Source organism: Nocardioides sp. Soil_C_8 (assembly GCF_057656315.1).
On the sequence record NZ_JBDGKQ010000002.1, the window covers coordinates 695,937 to 710,666 of the forward strand.

14 protein-coding genes are annotated in these 14,730 nt (G+C 73.3%); 4 read left to right on the forward strand and 10 right to left on the reverse strand.

The window, feature by feature from the left end:
* Positions 1-44 precede the first annotated feature (44 nt).
* Together AC3A3L_RS13170 and AC3A3L_RS13175 are read left to right on the forward strand one after the other, a co-directional pair.
* Entirely contained in the window at positions 45-2,156 is a 2,112-nt protein-coding gene (locus AC3A3L_RS13170; RefSeq protein WP_487640483.1) for an MMPL family transporter, read from the forward strand.
* Positions 2,157-2,268: 112 nt separating this feature from the next.
* Entirely contained in the window at positions 2,269-2,658 is a 390-nt protein-coding gene (locus AC3A3L_RS13175) for a DUF2237 family protein (RefSeq protein ID WP_487640484.1), read from the forward strand.
* A gap of 15 nt (positions 2,659-2,673) precedes the next feature.
* On the opposite strand, the gene AC3A3L_RS13180 is transcribed toward AC3A3L_RS13175, so the two are convergent.
* The 6 genes from AC3A3L_RS13180 to AC3A3L_RS13205 form a co-directional block, all read right to left on the reverse strand.
* Positions 2,674-2,862 carry a DUF1918 domain-containing protein gene (locus AC3A3L_RS13180; protein ID WP_487640485.1) on the reverse strand — a complete coding sequence of 63 codons (189 nt, stop codon included), beginning with the start codon at positions 2,860-2,862 and terminating at the stop codon, positions 2,674-2,676.
* A 70-nt stretch (positions 2,863-2,932) separates the two neighbouring features.
* A complete protein-coding gene (locus AC3A3L_RS13185) occupies positions 2,933-3,343 on the reverse strand; it encodes a hypothetical protein (protein ID WP_487640486.1) in 411 nt (136 codons plus the stop codon).
* On the reverse strand, positions 3,327-3,575 hold the full coding sequence (locus AC3A3L_RS13190) for a hypothetical protein (RefSeq protein ID WP_487640487.1): 249 nt from the start codon (positions 3,573-3,575) through the stop codon (positions 3,327-3,329). The genes AC3A3L_RS13185 and AC3A3L_RS13190 overlap by 17 nt, the downstream gene beginning before the upstream one ends.
* A complete protein-coding gene (locus AC3A3L_RS13195) occupies positions 3,572-4,231 on the reverse strand; it encodes a DUF2306 domain-containing protein (protein WP_487640488.1) in 660 nt (219 codons plus the stop codon). Before AC3A3L_RS13195 ends, AC3A3L_RS13190 begins: the two co-directional genes overlap by 4 nt.
* The gene (locus AC3A3L_RS13200) at positions 4,228-4,914 is read right to left on the reverse strand and encodes a hypothetical protein (protein ID WP_487640489.1); all 687 of its coding nucleotides are present in this window, start codon (positions 4,912-4,914) and stop codon (positions 4,228-4,230) included. The genes AC3A3L_RS13195 and AC3A3L_RS13200 overlap by 4 nt, the downstream gene beginning before the upstream one ends.
* A 111-nt stretch (positions 4,915-5,025) precedes the next feature.
* The gene (locus AC3A3L_RS13205; RefSeq protein ID WP_487640490.1) at positions 5,026-7,689 is read right to left on the reverse strand and encodes a winged helix-turn-helix domain-containing protein; all 2,664 of its coding nucleotides are present in this window, start codon (positions 7,687-7,689) and stop codon (positions 5,026-5,028) included.
* A gap of 89 nt (positions 7,690-7,778) precedes the next feature.
* Between AC3A3L_RS13205 and AC3A3L_RS13210 the strand changes: the two genes are divergently transcribed.
* On the forward strand, positions 7,779-7,967 hold the full coding sequence (locus AC3A3L_RS13210) for a hypothetical protein (protein ID WP_487640491.1): 189 nt from the start codon (positions 7,779-7,781) through the stop codon (positions 7,965-7,967).
* Positions 7,968-7,992: 25 nt separating this feature from the next.
* Here AC3A3L_RS13210 and AC3A3L_RS13215 read toward each other — a convergent pair whose 3' ends face one another.
* A complete protein-coding gene (locus AC3A3L_RS13215) occupies positions 7,993-9,288 on the reverse strand; it encodes an HNH endonuclease signature motif containing protein (RefSeq protein ID WP_487640492.1) in 1,296 nt (431 codons plus the stop codon).
* A gap of 304 nt (positions 9,289-9,592) precedes the next feature.
* Here AC3A3L_RS13215 and AC3A3L_RS13220 point away from each other — a divergent pair, with 304 nt between their 5' ends.
* On the forward strand, positions 9,593-9,961 hold the full coding sequence (locus tag AC3A3L_RS13220) for a hypothetical protein (protein ID WP_487640493.1): 369 nt from the start codon (positions 9,593-9,595) through the stop codon (positions 9,959-9,961).
* 53 nt (positions 9,962-10,014) lie between these two features.
* Here AC3A3L_RS13220 and AC3A3L_RS13225 read toward each other — a convergent pair whose 3' ends face one another.
* The 3 genes from AC3A3L_RS13225 to AC3A3L_RS13235 all read right to left on the reverse strand — a co-directional run bounded on the left by AC3A3L_RS13225 (position 10,015) and on the right by AC3A3L_RS13235 (position 14,712).
* Positions 10,015-11,382: an FAD-binding oxidoreductase gene (locus AC3A3L_RS13225; RefSeq protein WP_487640494.1), complete on the reverse strand. Its 1,368-nt coding sequence runs from the start codon at positions 11,380-11,382 to the stop codon at positions 10,015-10,017.
* Between the two features lie 92 nt (positions 11,383-11,474).
* Positions 11,475-12,839 (reverse strand): FAD-binding oxidoreductase, encoded by a 1,365-nt coding sequence (locus tag AC3A3L_RS13230; RefSeq protein ID WP_487640495.1) that lies wholly within the window; start codon positions 12,837-12,839, stop codon positions 11,475-11,477.
* Positions 12,840-12,858: 19 nt separating this feature from the next.
* The gene (locus AC3A3L_RS13235) at positions 12,859-14,712 is read right to left on the reverse strand and encodes an ATP-binding protein (protein WP_487640496.1); all 1,854 of its coding nucleotides are present in this window, start codon (positions 14,710-14,712) and stop codon (positions 12,859-12,861) included.
* Positions 14,713-14,730 lie beyond the last annotated feature (18 nt).

Below are 14,730 nucleotides of genomic sequence, written 5' to 3' on the forward strand. Positions count from 1 at the left end.
CGCAGGGTCGTCGGGTCAGCCCGACCCGCACCCAGGAGATCACCATGTCGTCGTACCTCTACCGTCTCGGCCGCTCGTCCGCCGCCCATCCGTGGCGGGTGGTCGGCGCCTGGATCCTGCTCGTGGCCACGGCCGCGGCACTCGCGTCGTCCTTCGGCGCCCCGATGGAGGACGACTGGGACGTCCCCGGCGCCCGCGCCCAGCAGGGCATCGACCTGCTGCGCGAGCACGGGGTGGGCGGCTTCGCCAGCGCCCGAGTCGTCGTCCACGACCGCGAGGGCGACGCGCTCCCCCGTTCCGAGGTCGGCGCGCTGACCGAGCGCCTGCGCGGCCTCGAGCACGTCGCGGACGTCGGGCCGGCCCGGCTCAGCGACGACGGCGACACCGCGGTCCTCACCGTGCAGTACGCCGAGCCCATCACCCACCCCGACCTGATGGGCAACACCGAGCCCCTGGAGGGCGCGATCGCCGAGACGATCGACTCCGGCCTGCAGGTGGAGCTCGGCGGCGACCTGCCCGACACCGCCGGTGAGGCCATCGGGGGCACCGGCGAGCTCGTCGGCGTCGGCGTCGCCCTGCTGATCCTCGTCATCGCCCTCGGCTCCGCTGTCGGGGCCGGGATCCCGATCGGCGCGGCGGTCGCCGGCCTGGCGGTCGGCAGCTCGGGCATCGCCCTGCTCGCCGCCACCATGTCGGTGAGCACCTCCGCGCCGATGGTCGCCTCCATGGTGGGGCTCGGCGTGGGGATCGACTACGCCCTGCTGATGGTGACCCGGCACGTCGAGAACCTCCGCCTCGGGCACGACGCCGTCGAGGCCGCCGGCCGCGCGGTCGCCAGCTCCGGTCGGTCGGTCGTCTTCGCCGCGGTGACCGTGCTCGTCTCGCTGATGGGCCTGCGCCTCGCCGGCCTGTCGTCGTACGACTCCTTCGGCCTGGCCACCGCGATCGCCGTCGTGTTCGTGGCGGCCGCCGCCCTCACCCTGGTGCCGGCGCTGTGCCGGCTGGGTGGTCGAAAGCTGCTCCCCCGCGCCGTACGCCGCAACCGTCCGGTGAGCACCCGGGAGCCGCTCACGGCCCGCTGGGCCGCGCGGGTCGGCCGCCGGCCGCTCGCCTGGGCGCTGGTCAGCCTCGGCGCCCTGCTGGTGCTCGCCGCGCCCGTGCTCGACCTGCGCACCTGGCCCGGCGACGCGAGCAGCCAGCCCGCCGGCAACACCACGCGCCAGGCGTACGACATCGTCGCCGCCGAGCTCGGCCCCGGCGCGAACGGGCCGCTGACCGTCGTGGTGCCGACCTCCGCTGCCGGTGCCGCGGACGAGGTGGTGGCCACGCTGGGCGCGGACGACCGCATCGCCGGCGTCGAGCCGACCGTCACGACGCCGGACGGCGCGCTCGCGGTCATCACGGCCGAGCCCACCTTCGGTCCCACCGACGAGCGCACCCCTGACCTCATCGAGGACCTGCGTGCCTCGCTCCCGGCGAGTGCCGAGGTGACCGGGTGGACGCCGTACTTCTCCGACATCTCGGACATGCTGCAGGAGCGGCTGTGGCTGGTGATCGCCTTCGTCGTGGGCGTCTCCGTGCTGCTGCTCGCGCTGATGTTCCGGTCGCTGCTCGTGCCCCTCAAGGCCGCCGCGATGAACCTGCTCTCCATCAGCGCCGCCTACGGCGTGCTGGTCGCGGTCTTCCAGTGGGGCTGGGCCGCGGAGCTGATCGGCGTCGACCAGCCGATGCCCGTGTCGAGCTGGATGCCGATCCTGCAGTTCGCGATCCTGTTCGGCCTGTCGATGGACTACGAGGTGTTCCTGCTGTCCCGGGTCCGGGAGGACTACCTGCGCACCGGCGACCCGCGCGGCAGCGTGGTCCGCGGCCTCTCGTCCACCGGCCGGGTGATCACCTCCGCCGCCGCGATCATGGTGGTCGTCTTCCTCGGCTTCGCCAGCGAGGGCGACGTGGTCGTCAAGCAGCTCGGGCTCGGGATGGCCGTCGCGATCCTCCTCGATGCCACCCTCGTCCGGATGGTCCTCGTCCCGGCCACGATGTCGCTGCTCGGGCACTGGAACTGGTGGCTCCCCGGCTGGCTCGACCGGCTGCTGCCCACCGTGCGCGTCGAGGTCGAGGAGGAGCCGGCGCCCGAGCGCGAGCTGGTCGGCGTCTGATCGTCGGTCTCCGTCCCTCCTCAGCCGCTGGTTGAGGAGGGACGGAGGGCGTGTGCGCTGGTTGAGGAGGGACGAAGTCCCGTCACGAAACCAGACCAGCGATGATCGACCCATGACGGAGCGCAACGTCCTCGGCGGCGACCTCGAGCCTTGCGGCACCGACCCGCTGACCGGCTTCCACCGCGACGGAACGTGCACGGTCGGCCCGCAGGACGTCGGCCTGCACGCGATCTGCGCCGTGATGACCGAGGAGTTCCTCGCCCACCAGGCGTCGGTCGGCAACGACCTCGCCACCCCTCGCCCGGAGTGGCACTTCCCCGGCCTCGTCCCGGGCGACCGCTGGTGCGTGGTCGCCGTGCGCTGGCTGCAGGCGTACGACGCCGGGGTGGCCGCGCCGGTCGTGCTCGCGGCCACGTCGGAGCGCGCGCTCGACGTCGTACCCCTCGAGGTGCTGCGGACGCTCGCCGTCGACGTGCCCCCGGACCTCAGCTCGCTGGACTGATCCGGCTCCCGCTCGTCAGAACCCGGCCCGCACCACGTGGGCGTCGTCCCCGGGGTAGACGAGTCCTTCGTGGCCGTCGGCCCACTTGACGACGTACGGCGGTGCGCCGTCCGCGCCACGGACCTCGACGATGTCGCCCTCACGCCTGGGTGAGTCGACCTTGTTGCTCTCGGTCACCAGCCGGTCACCGACCTGCGCGTGCATCGCTGCTCTCCCTCCGTCGTGCTCAACTCCACGATGCGCCCGGGTGCCGGGGTCGGCAAGGGCCAAACGGTCAGTTGCGGGAGAGCCTCCGCCACGCGTGACGCCACGGCACCGCCGCCGCGATGACGACGAGGAGCGAGCAGTTGACGGCGACGTCGACGAACGCGCCGTCCAGCTCCCCCGCGAGAGCCCGCGGCAGGGCGACGACCGAGAGCCACAGCACCTTCCACAGCACCTCGAAGACCAGCAACGGCAGCAGGGGGACCGGGCGCCAAGCGCCGACGAACGCCAGGAGCGACAGGGCGGTGAGCAGGCAGAGCGTGACGCCTTCGTAGAGCGGCATCGTGTGTGCGTCCGGCACCAGCGGCCACTTCACCAGCACGAGGCCGACGCCGATCACGAGGTAGCCGCCGCGCATCACCTGCACACGGAACGGGGACAGCTGGGTGGCGGCGGGCACCGCCTCAGTCATCACGGACATGGACTTCTCCTTCTCGGTGGGGGTGCCCGTCGCCCTCGACCGAGAGCAACGCGGCGCCGATGTCGCGCAGCCCCGAGAGCACGCCGTACAGCTGGGACTGGTCGGCCAGCGCGCCGGCCAGGGTGGTGGTGCCGTCCGCGTTGCGGGTGACCGCCAGGCCGCCGAACCGGTCGGACCAGTGGTCGTCGAGGTGCCCCGCGACCTGGATCTCGTACGTCGTCGGGCCGGTCATCGCGACCCGACCTCGACGGGCATCGGGCGGTGCGTACGACGCCGGACGGGGCGCCGGACCACCCACTCGGCGACGGCCATGTTGATCACCCAGCCGGCCGCCTTGAGCAGGTCGCCGTGCAGCTCGCCGTGCCCGACGAGAGCCTCGCCGAAGCCCTGCGTAAAGACCTGGGTCCCGGCGGCGACGGCGAGCGCGTAGGCCCGGATCATCCAGGCGCGGTGGGTCGCGAAGTCGCGGCGGCGGGCGGCGGCCACGCCCACGACGAGGCAGCCGACCATCGCCGGTGCGACGACGAGACGCAGGACGTAGAGCAGCGGACCGGTGCCGGGCTGCGGGTCGTGGAAGAGCGTGAGCCACAGCGCCGAGCCGGCGACCATCAGGCCGGCCACGGCGACGACCCGGCCGGCCCGTCGGTGCCAGCGCGGGTGTCGGCGCCGGACGCCGGGGACGAGCTGGAACGCGCCGATCACGGCGAAGACGGCCGATCCCACGATGTGCACGACCAGGGCCACGGGCCACCCGGCCCAGCGGTCGTCGGGCGGCATGATCTCCGGGCCTCCGGCCAGCTGCGCCAGCCGGAGGCTTCCCGACATCACGGGCACGAAGCAGAGCGCGAGCAGGGCGACCGGGAGCGCCCAGCCGGTGCGGCGGCTCATCGGACTGCGGGCTCGGCGACCGCGGCGGCGGGCCGGGTCGCGGTGGACCCGGCGCTGTCGCTCGGGTTGCGCCAGAGGGCGACGCCCAGGCCGATCAGCGCGATGGCCTCAGGGATTGCGAAGGGGCGGTTGAAGGCGTGAGGCAGGAAGGCGAGCGCCGCGGTGCCGACCGTGCTGAGGGCGAGCAGCGCCGCCGCCCAGCGGGGCAGGACGCCGGCGCGGAGGAGGGCGATGCCGAAGACCAGGCCGCCGAGAAGGTAGCCGGCGCCGGCGACGTTGAGGACGACCTGCATGCCTCCGATGTCACCGACCGGCGTGCCACCCGCGGCGGCGTTGACGACGTCCATGACGTAGCCCGGGTTGCTGTCGAGCAGGGTCGGGAGGACTGCGGCGGCGACGACCTCGACGCTGAGGAGCGTCAGGTAGCCGATGGTGAACAGGACGTAGCCGACCAGTCCCAGCAGGCCCGCCTGTCGGTGCTGCCGCAGGTACATGCCGGCGATGCCCACGAGCGCGAGGACGCACATCACGGCCTTGGCGCAGCAGCGCACGACCCACTCGGTGGTCTCGGTGTCGAAGGCCGCCTCGGAGGGGTGGTTGACCTGGACGGCGATGAAGATGCTGCCGGCGACCGCGGCGGCGGCCCCGGCTGCCTTGGCGAGGCCGGTGCTGGTGACGTTCATGGTGGGCTCCTGGACAGGTGCCGGGCGGAGTGTCCGGCGATGTCCAGGACGTTAGGAAGCGACGGGGTGACCCCACATCGCATCGTCATGTGATCGACGTGGTGATCCGCGTCAGAGCAGCCCGCGCTCCGTCGCACGTCGTACGGCGGCGCGCCGCGTGTTGACGTCGAGCTTGGCGAAGATGTGGCGGGTGTGGGTGCGCAGGGTGTTGAGGGAGACGTAGAGCCGCTGCGCGATCTCCGGTCCGGTCAGCTCGGTTGCGAGCAGCCGCAGGACCTCGACCTCGCGCATGCTCAGCCCGTCGGTCTGAGCCGGGCGGGGCGCAGGCTCGTCCGGCACGGCCGCCGCCAGCACCGTCGTCGCGAGCTCGCCCGCGTGCGCCTGCAGCAGCTCGACCATCGCAGCACCTTCGTCGAGGTAGAGGCGGCGGTACCCATGGGGCACTCCGAGCTCAAGCGCCTCCCGCAGCGCTGTGAGCGCCGCGTCCCGGTCTCCCCTCGCGTGGTGGGCGAGGGCGCGTACGACGTGAGCGTCGACGACACTTCCTTCTCGGCCTGCTGCCCCGGCCTCCGTCGCGATCCGCTCGGTCGCGGCGACGACGTCGTCGAGTCGGTCGCCGTCCGCCACGAGCAGCCGGGCGAGCGTGAGCCGGTGGACCTCGCTGAGGTGGGTCCCGTCCCCGAGGTCGACGCTCTGCTCGGTCGCCCACGCGCGGGCGTCGTCGAGCCGGCCCTGGGCGACGCGGATCCGCGCCCGCAGCGCCGGGATGGGACGTACGTCGGGGAAGTACCCCGGCAGGAAGAGCGCCTGCGCCTCGCCGAGTGCCGCGACCGCGCCGTCGAGGTCGCCGCGCGCCCGGAGCAGCGCAGCCCGCGCCACGTCGACGCGGTGCCGGTTCTCGATCAGCGACCCCCGCTCGCCCAGGTCCGCAGCCGCGTCCAGGTGCGCCTCGGCCTCGGCGAGCACGCCCTGCTCCACGAGCACCTCGGCGAGCGCCACGTGCAGGTCACCGGTCGTCGACAGCGGCGCCGGGGTCGACTCCGCAGTCACGAGCGCGCCCTCGACCAGGCGCCGCGCCTCGTCCGGACGGCCACGCCCGCGGGCGATCTCGGCCAGCACGACTGTCATCCCGAGCCCGTCCGCGACGTTGCCCGCGGCCCGGATGTGGCGCGCCGCCTCGCCGAACGTGGCGGCAGCCGCCGCCAGGTCCCCGGCCGCCCAGGCGGCCAGCCCGAGGAAGCCCGACGACGCCCCGCGCACGAAGTGGTCGTCGGGCCCGACGAGGTCGAGGGCTCGGCTTGCGTGGGCGGTCGTCCCGGCGACGTCACCGCGGGCCTGGGCGACGGTGGCCCGGTAGACCTCGACCATCGCCGGCAGGGTCGCGAGGTCCTGGTCACGGGCCTCCCTCGCAGCCGTCGGACCTGTCGACGGCGAGCGCGCCGGCTGCGACCCGAGCGCCGCTTCGGCCGCGTCGAGCCACCGGTCGAGCCCGTCGAGGTCGCCCTCGGAGAGCCGCGCCCACGCGAGGTGCATCGCCAGCAGCGGCCGACGTCGTACGACGTCCTCCGGCAGTGCGCGCAGCCACTCGCGCATCGTCCGGTCCTCGCGTCGCTGGCGCATCCCGGGAACGGCGAGCTCCACCAGGTCGGCGGCCTGGTCGACGTCGCCGCCGGCGAGGGCGTGCCGGACGCCGTACGGCAGCCGGTCGTGCTCGGCGTACCAGTCCGCGGCGCGCTGGTGCAGGCGCCCGACGCGGTCGGCGCCGTCGGCCGCGAGCCGCGCGCGAAGCGCCTCGGCGAAGAGGTGGTGGTAGCGCCACCACTGTCGTTCGTCGTCGAGCGGGACCACGAAGAGGTTCGCCCGCTCGAGCGCCTCCAGGACCTGCTGGCCGTCAGACCGGCTGGTGACCGCGTCGCACAGCGGCCCGGACAAGTCGTCGAGGATCGAGGTGTCGAGCAGGAACGACCGGACGTCTGCGGGCTGGCCGGCGAGCACCTCGTCGACGAGGTAGTCGAGGACGAACCGGTGGCTGCCGGCGAACGCCTCGACGAACCCGTCGCGGTCGGCAGTGCTGGCCGCGGACAGCGCGGCGAGCTGCAGGCCCGTGGCCCAGCCCTCGGTCCGCTGCTCGAGGGCGACGACGTGCCGCGCCTCCAGGCCCAGCCCCATGACGTCGTTGAGGAACGCCGTCGCCTCCGAGGTGGTGAACCGGAGGTCGTCGGCCCGGACCTCGAGCAGCTCCCCGCGGGCCCGGAGCCGCGACAGCGGCAGTGGCGGGTCGGACCGAGTGGTCATCGCCACCGTGACCTGCGGTGGCAGGTTGTCGAGCAGGAAGGCGACCGCCTCGTGGACCTCGGTGCCGTCGATGACGTGGTAGTCATCGAGCGCGATGACCGTCGGCCCCGGCAGCGAGTCGAGCTCGTCGACCAGGCCGGCCAGCACGTCCTCCGCGCGCACCGTCCGCTCCCCCTCGAGCAGCGCCACCGCCTCGGAGCCGACCTCGGGCGCGCACACCCGGACGGCCGCGACGAGGTGGGTGAGGAGTCTTCGCAGGTCGGCATCCGCGGCGTCGAGCGACAGCCACGCGGTCCGGACGTCACCGGCCGCCAGCCACTGGGTCAGCAGCGTCGTCTTCCCGGACCCGGCCGGCGCGGCGACCAGCACCAGCCGCGGCATCTGGCCGCGCCCGGTGGGCAGCCGCTCCGTGAGGCGGCTGCGGTCCACGAGCTGTCGGCGCGACAGCGGGACGCGCAGCTTCGTGCCGGGCGACGCCATGGCGTCAGGTTAGTGACCCGTTCGGGTCGAAGGACCCTGCCCGTGCCGGTCTCCCCCGGCCTAGCGTGATTGGCGAAGGGAGCACCACCGTGAGCGACCGCACCAGCACGGCCTCGGGCCACGCGGGCAACGCCATCTACGGGCTCGGCATCTTCGGAGCCTGGGTCTACTTCTGGATGCAGGCGGACGGCGTCTGGCAGCACCTCCTCGCCATCCTGGAGGGCATCGTCTGGCCGGCCTTCGCCGTCTACTACGGCCTCGACGCGCTGGGCGCGTGACTCGTGTCCGTTAGGTCGAGAACGCCTATCTGCGTCGGTGGAAGCGGATGTCACCACTGGTGAGGCGATCGGTGCGGTAGGCCGCATCGTGTACTCGATGGTGGTGGTGACTGCAGAGCAGTACGCCATCGTCGAGGTCCGTTCGCCCGCCGTGCTCCCACGGGTGCAGGTGGTGGGCCTCGCACCAGGTGGCGGGGACGTCGCAACCCTCCGCACGACACGTCGTGTCGCGCACACCCATCGCCAGGCGCTGGGCGGGTGAGAACAGCCGACGCGCCCGGCCGAGGTCGAGCGGCACGCTGCGGCCGCCGAGGACAGCGGGGATGATCTGCGCGGTGCACGCGAGCCTGCGGGCCTGGGCGGCGGTGATCCGATCGCCGGTGAGGTCGTCACCGGGGACCAACCCGGCGCCGAGGAGACCGGCGCTCGCCAGCTCGGACTGGAGCGCATCGAGCGGGATGGTGACGACCACCGTGGTGGCGTTGCCGCCGTGGATCGGCAGGCGGTTGGCGTCAGCGGTCTCGAGGAACGCGACGAACGCCTCACCCATCATGCGTGGGTAGGCCAGCCGGGCCACGGGGTCGTGCGCCGCCGCCGTGTCGCCGCTGCATGGTCGATCCGCGTCCTCGCCGCCGACAGCGATGCGACGAGGGTTGGCGAACGACTCGAGGTAGGTCGCGAGCCGCGTCGCGGCGGCATCGGGGATCCGCGCGGAGAGGCGGGTGCTGCCGTCACCGAGCCGGCGCATGGTCAGCCGGGTGACGTCCCGCGCAGCGGCCTCCAGCTCCGCCAGCCGGGCGCCTTCAGCCGCCTCGGCGAGCTCCGGGGCGACGACGTCGAGGATGTGGCGCCCGATCCGCCCCAGCTCCTTGGGCCCGAACTCGGCCGCAGCCTCGACCAGGTAGGCCTCGGCACGGTCCACCGTCCCGGCATCGACGAGGGCGGGAAGCGCGTTGAGGGCGCGATCGATGACGTGGGCCTGGGCCACGGTCGTGGCGCCGTCGCGCATGGCAGCCGCGAGCAGCGGCCGGTCACGGTCGAGCGCTCCCGCGAGGCGCAGGTCGGCGCGAGCGTCGGCGTACCGCGTGCGGGTCTGCTGCGCCAGCCACCCCGCTGCGTCCTTCGCCGCAGTCTCCGCGGCTAGGTCGCCGGCGTCCGCGAGGATCCTCAGCCGCAGCTCGGCGACCTGGGCCTCCGCCGCTACGAGCTCCCGCAAGGCCGCAGCCTTCTCCCCGGTCGCCATGAACGTCGGGTTGGCGTCCGCGACGGCCTTCAGCGTCGAACGGACGCCGAAGGCAGCGACGAGGATCGGGTGACTCACGATCGGCCTCCTCACGGCAACGACGACAGGTCCGCCGCGCACGCGCGCGGCTGGTCAACGGTCGTCGCTCCTGGAGGCCCCCAGCTGGGGAGGCAATTACATGACCCTCGCAACTCGCCCCACGAGCCAGGGTTTGGCGCACTGGTGACTCGTCCTGGTGGCCCTGATCTGGTGGAACGTAGCTTGATTCTAGCCCGATACCACCACTATTCGCAAGCATGTTCTATCAACCGCCCATCATGCTGGTGCAGAGGACCCCTCTTCGGGGGTGCCCCACCGTGCAGGACAGGGGAACCGTGAAGGCATGGCTGTGACGAGCTTCCAGGACCTGCCCCTCGCCGACCGCGACCACGACTGGGACGGCGACGCCGCCGAGAAGCGCGTACGCGAGTGGGCCGGCGCCGAGGACGAACCGAACGAGAAGTACCGCGACGCCCATGTCTGGTACGACGCGGACAAGAAGGACAACTTCACCGCCTACAAGCTGCTGATCGCCGACGTCATCGACGGTCGGCTGCGCGCGGTCCCCCATGGCGTGATGGCCGCCGGCAACGTCATGGTGGGCGGCCGTGGCGGTGTGAACCTGCCGTCGAAGGACGTCGAGCGCGTCAAGAGCCACCTCGCGAAGTACTACTCGAAGATGGGTGACGAGGCGCCCTGGGAGCGGGACTGACGCCAAACGACCCGTGGCCCCACCAATCAAGGAGCCACGGGTCGTCGCGGGGCTCACGCCAGCACGCCGCCGATCATCAGCACGCCGTCCGGGTCGTACGTCCGGCGCGCCCGGCGCAGCCGCGCGAGGGTCACGTCGTCGTACGCGTCGACGTACTCCTCCGGGGTGAACGTGAAGTTCGGCAACCGGTGCCCGCCGACCCACGGCGCCATCGCGTCGAGGACCGCTGCGGCATGGTCCTGCACGCCCGGGATCTCCGCGATGCCGACGACGAGCAGCGAGTACGCCGCGTCGCGCGAGGCGAAGGCAGCCGGGTGCTCGCCCGGCCGGGCGTACGCGCCGCCGAGCTGGCGCACCTCGACCAGGATCTGCGGCGACGGGACGCCCGGTCCCGTCAGCTCCAGCAACGCGGACGCCGCCTCGGCGGGGAACTCGCCGAGCACCTCGGCCGCCTCGAACGCCGGGGTCGGGTCGAGCGGGTCGGTGTGGACCGAGTCGATCGCCGTGTAGGGCTTGTCGGACACGTCGTCCAGGATCACCGGGGCAGCGGCCCGCATCGGGGCGAACCAGCGCTCGCCGTCCTCGGCCGAGCCGGTCCACACGTAGCGGATCGACAGCGTCAGGCGACCGGCCAGCATCGGCGGCACGCCCTCCATGTCGGGCAGCTGGAACAGCGCGAACGACGTGGTGCCCTCCTCGGGCAGCTCCGACGACCACGCGCGCCAGGCCTCGATGACCGCGGGCGCGTCCGCGCCGTCGAACCACATCGAGCCGCCGTAGAAGCTCGGCTGGTCGACGAGGTCGAACTCGATCGCCGTGACGATGCCGAGCATCCCCTTGCCGCCCCGCAGGGCGAAGAACAGCTCCGGGTGCTCGGTCGGCGTGACCCTCCGCATCACGCCGTCCCCGGTCACGACCTCGATGGCGCGCACCTTGTCGATCGCGAGGCCGTGGGTGCGGGCCATCGGCCCGAGCCCGCCGCCGGTGGTGTAGCCGACGATCCCGACGTCGGTGATCGAGCCCGAGAGGGGCGCCAGGCCGTACGGCGCGGCGGCCTCCACGACCTTGAGCCACTTCACGCCGGCTCCGGCGCGAGCCCAGCCCTCCTCGGGGTGGATGACGACCTCGTCGAGGTCCTTGGTGGTGACGAGGAGGTCGGTGGTGAGCGCAGCCATGGGGCCGTGGCCGGTGGCCTGCGGGGTGACGCGGATGCCGTTGCGGCCGGCGAACTGCACGGCCTCGACGACGTCCCAGGCGTCGAAGGCGGCCAGGACGGCGGCCGGCCGGACCGGGACGGCCACGTTCCACGGCGAGACGAGGGCGTCGTACGCCTTGTCGCCGGGCACCGCGACGGTCCCGATCGTGAGTGCGTCCAGCTCCGCGAACGGTACGGCTGCGGTGCTGGTCTGTGCGATGGTCATTGCTTCCTCCGTGTGATGTCGTCGTTGACGTCACGAAGGTGCACCCGGACGGTTGAGATCGACTTGAGGCCGACTTGAATCGCGCCGTTGATTCAATCGTCAACAGACGCGCGGGGTGCGACAAACACGCGATTCGGGTCGACAGACTCACGAATCCGCACCAGCCGCTCGTACGCCTCCGCCGCGAACCCACGCCGCGCGGCAGCCTCGTAGGCCATCGAGAGGTACGACGCCCGCGACGACCAGGGGGCGAGCGAGTCGAGGATCCGCAGGGCGTCCGCGCGGACGGCGTCCCACCCGGTGCCCACGTCGAGCCCGACGCCGAGCACCAGGAAGGCGGCGGGCAGGTGGTCGAGCGCACCGCCGCGGGGCGAGGGCCGCGCGAGCGCTCCCCCGAGCTGGCGCAGCTCCACGAAGAGCAGGTTGCTGCCGGACTCCGGGCCGGCGGCCTCGACGAGCGCGTCGACCGCGCCGGCCGGGAAGCCCTCGACGAGGACACTGTTGGCGTAGACGGCGGTGGGCTCCTGCGGGTCGAGCTGCAGGTGGGCGATGTCGGGGGCGAGCATCTCCGTGAACGTGTCGATCTCGGGCTTCAGCGCGCGCAGCGGCGCGATCGAGCGGGCGCCCGTCTCGGGGTCGCCGAGCGCGACGGCGTCGATCATCACCATCTTGCGGCCGCGGAGCTGGTCCGGCAGCCACTCGATGTCGGGCACCTGGAAGATCCGCGCGACGCTCGTCACCGACTCCGGCGCGTCCGCGGTCCACTCGCCCCACGCGGTGAGCACGCGCTGGGCGTGCCGCCAGTCCCACGCGAGCATGCCGGCGTACGCGGTCCGGATCGGCAGCAGGTCGAACTCCAGCGCGGTGACCACCCCGAAGCCGCCGCTGCCGCCGCGGGCGGCCCACAGCAGGTCGGGGTCCTGGTCCTCGGTGGCGCGCACGAACCGGCCGTCGGCGAGCACCAGCTCGACGGCTGTGATGGCGCTGCACTGCAGGCCGTGCTGGCGGGAGTACCAGCTCACGCCGCCGCCGAGCGACGAGCCGACGACGCCGACGCCGGGGCTGGACATGTGCTGCCCGGCCAGCCCGACACGGCCGGCGCGGGCGACGACGTCGCCCCACAGCACGCCGGCCTCCGCGCGTGCCGTACGGGTGGCGGCGTCGACGCGCAGCCCGGTCATCGCCGACGTGCGCAGGAGTACGGCGTCGCCGAGCCGGCCCGCGAGCGGCGGGGCGCCGTGGCCCGTGCCCTGCGGCGCCACCCGGAGGCCGGCCTCCGTGGCGGCGCGGACGATCCGCGCGACCTCGTGGGGATCGGCCGGGTAGGCGACCGCGGCCGGGTGCTCGTCGACCTGGAGGTTCCACGGCATCCGCGCCTCGTCGTAGAGGGGGTCGCCGGGCAGGTGGACAGCACCGCCTGCCAGTGGGCGTAGACCCTCGGCCTGCTGCACCGTCACCACCTCACGATCTCGGTGCTCAAGCATGGTCGGCGGAACTTGAGGATGACTTGAGCCGGCGGTTCAGCCGCTCCACGAGCAGGGCACGCTCGCCTGTGGGTACGTCGGCGTGGATGGCGTCGCGGACCAGCGGGTTCACGAAGTCCAGCGGGTGCCCGTCGCGGAGGATCTCGCTGCGGGCGAGCAGGTCCAGGGCGCTCGCGACCTCTTCCTCGCCGAGGCGCGCGAGGTCGGCGACATTCCCGAGGTCGGCCATGGGCCCGAGCATCGCGACGGCGCGGGCGACCGTGGTGACCTCCCTGGGCATCCGGCGCAGGCGGAGGGTCACGAGCGACGTGACCGCGCGCGAGCCCACCGCCCGGACGGTGTCGACGTGGGCCGCGTCCGGCGGGACGCCCTGGTCGGCGAGGGCGCGCAGCAGCTGCCGCAGCAGCAGCGGGTTGCCCGAGGTCATCCGGTGGCAGGTCGCGACGAACGCGTCCGCGCCCCGCCCGAGCCGGTCCGTCACCAGCGCGGCAGTGCCCTCCTCTGTGAGCGGCGCGGGGCGTACGACGGTCACCGTCTCGTCCGCGACCAGCTCGGCGAGGTCGTCGGCGGTCTGCTGCTCGCCGGTCCGCATCGCCAGGACGATGAGCACGGGAAGCCCTTCCAGACGCCGGACCAGGTAGGCGAGGAACTGCAGCGACGCCTCGTCGCACCGCTGGACGTCGTCGACGCACAGCACGAACGGCGCCTCCTCGGCGAGCTGGGTCGTCAGCTCGCAGAGCGCGCGGAGCACGGCGAACCGCTCCTCTTTTGCTAGTACGTCGTCCACGCCGGCGCCGAACAGCTGCCGAGCCACTCCCCACTCGAAGTCCTGCTCGAGCGCGCTGCACCGTGCCGAGCGGACGAAGACTCCCTTCCCCACCGCCAGCCGGCGGAGCTCCTCGAGCAGGCGCGTCTTGCCGATGCCGGCGGGGCCCTCGATGAGCACGCAGCCGGCCGTCCCGTCGGCGAGGTCGTCGAGCTTCTCCCGCAGCAGGGACATCTCGTGGTCGCGGTCGACGAGGCCGTCGGGGGTGCGCGGGCGTGGGATCGTCACGCTCGTGCTCTTCTGTGCCACTCCGTCGAGGTTGGGCGACTGCGCGAGCACCTCCGCCTCGAGCGCGCGCAGGGCGGGGCCGGGGTCGACACCGAGCTCGTCGGCGAGCACCGTCCGTGCCCGCCGCAGCGCCTCGAGCGCGGCCGCCTGGCGGTGCGCCCGGTAGAGCGCGAGGGTGAGCAGCCGCCAGCGCTCCTCGCGCAGCGGGTCCTCCTTGACCAGCGCCTCGAGGTCGCCGATGACGAGCTGTGCCTCCCCGAGATCGAGGCGCGTGGCGAGCAGCCGCTCGCGGGCGACCCCGCGCAGCTCGGTGAGCCGGGCAACCTCCGCCTCGGCCCACGCCTCCTCGGCATAGTCGGCGTACGCCGGCCCGCGCCACGTCCGCAGCGCCGTCTCCAGCGTGCACACCGCGTCTCCGGGCGCCTGGCCCGCGGCCGCCTCGACCGCGGCCTCGAAGGCCCACGCGTCGACGGCGTCCGGTGCTAGCCGTAGCACGTAGCCGGGGCCGGCGCGGGCGATGACGCCCCCGCGCTGCCGTGCGGTGGCGTCGGGCTCGAGCGCGCGGCGGAGATGGCTGACGTACGCCTGCAGCGCGCCGTTCGCATTGGCGGGCGGGTGGTCGCCCCAGACGCACTCGACGAGGTGGTCCGCGGTCACGACCTGGTCGCGCTGCATCGCCAGCGCCGCCAGCACGGCGCGCTGACGTCGCCCGCCGAGGTCCACGACCGCGCCATCCCGGGTGGCCGTGAGCTCGCCGAGCACGTGCAGGTTGAGTTCCGGTTGCCCGTCCACCCCACTTCCTCGTGTAGA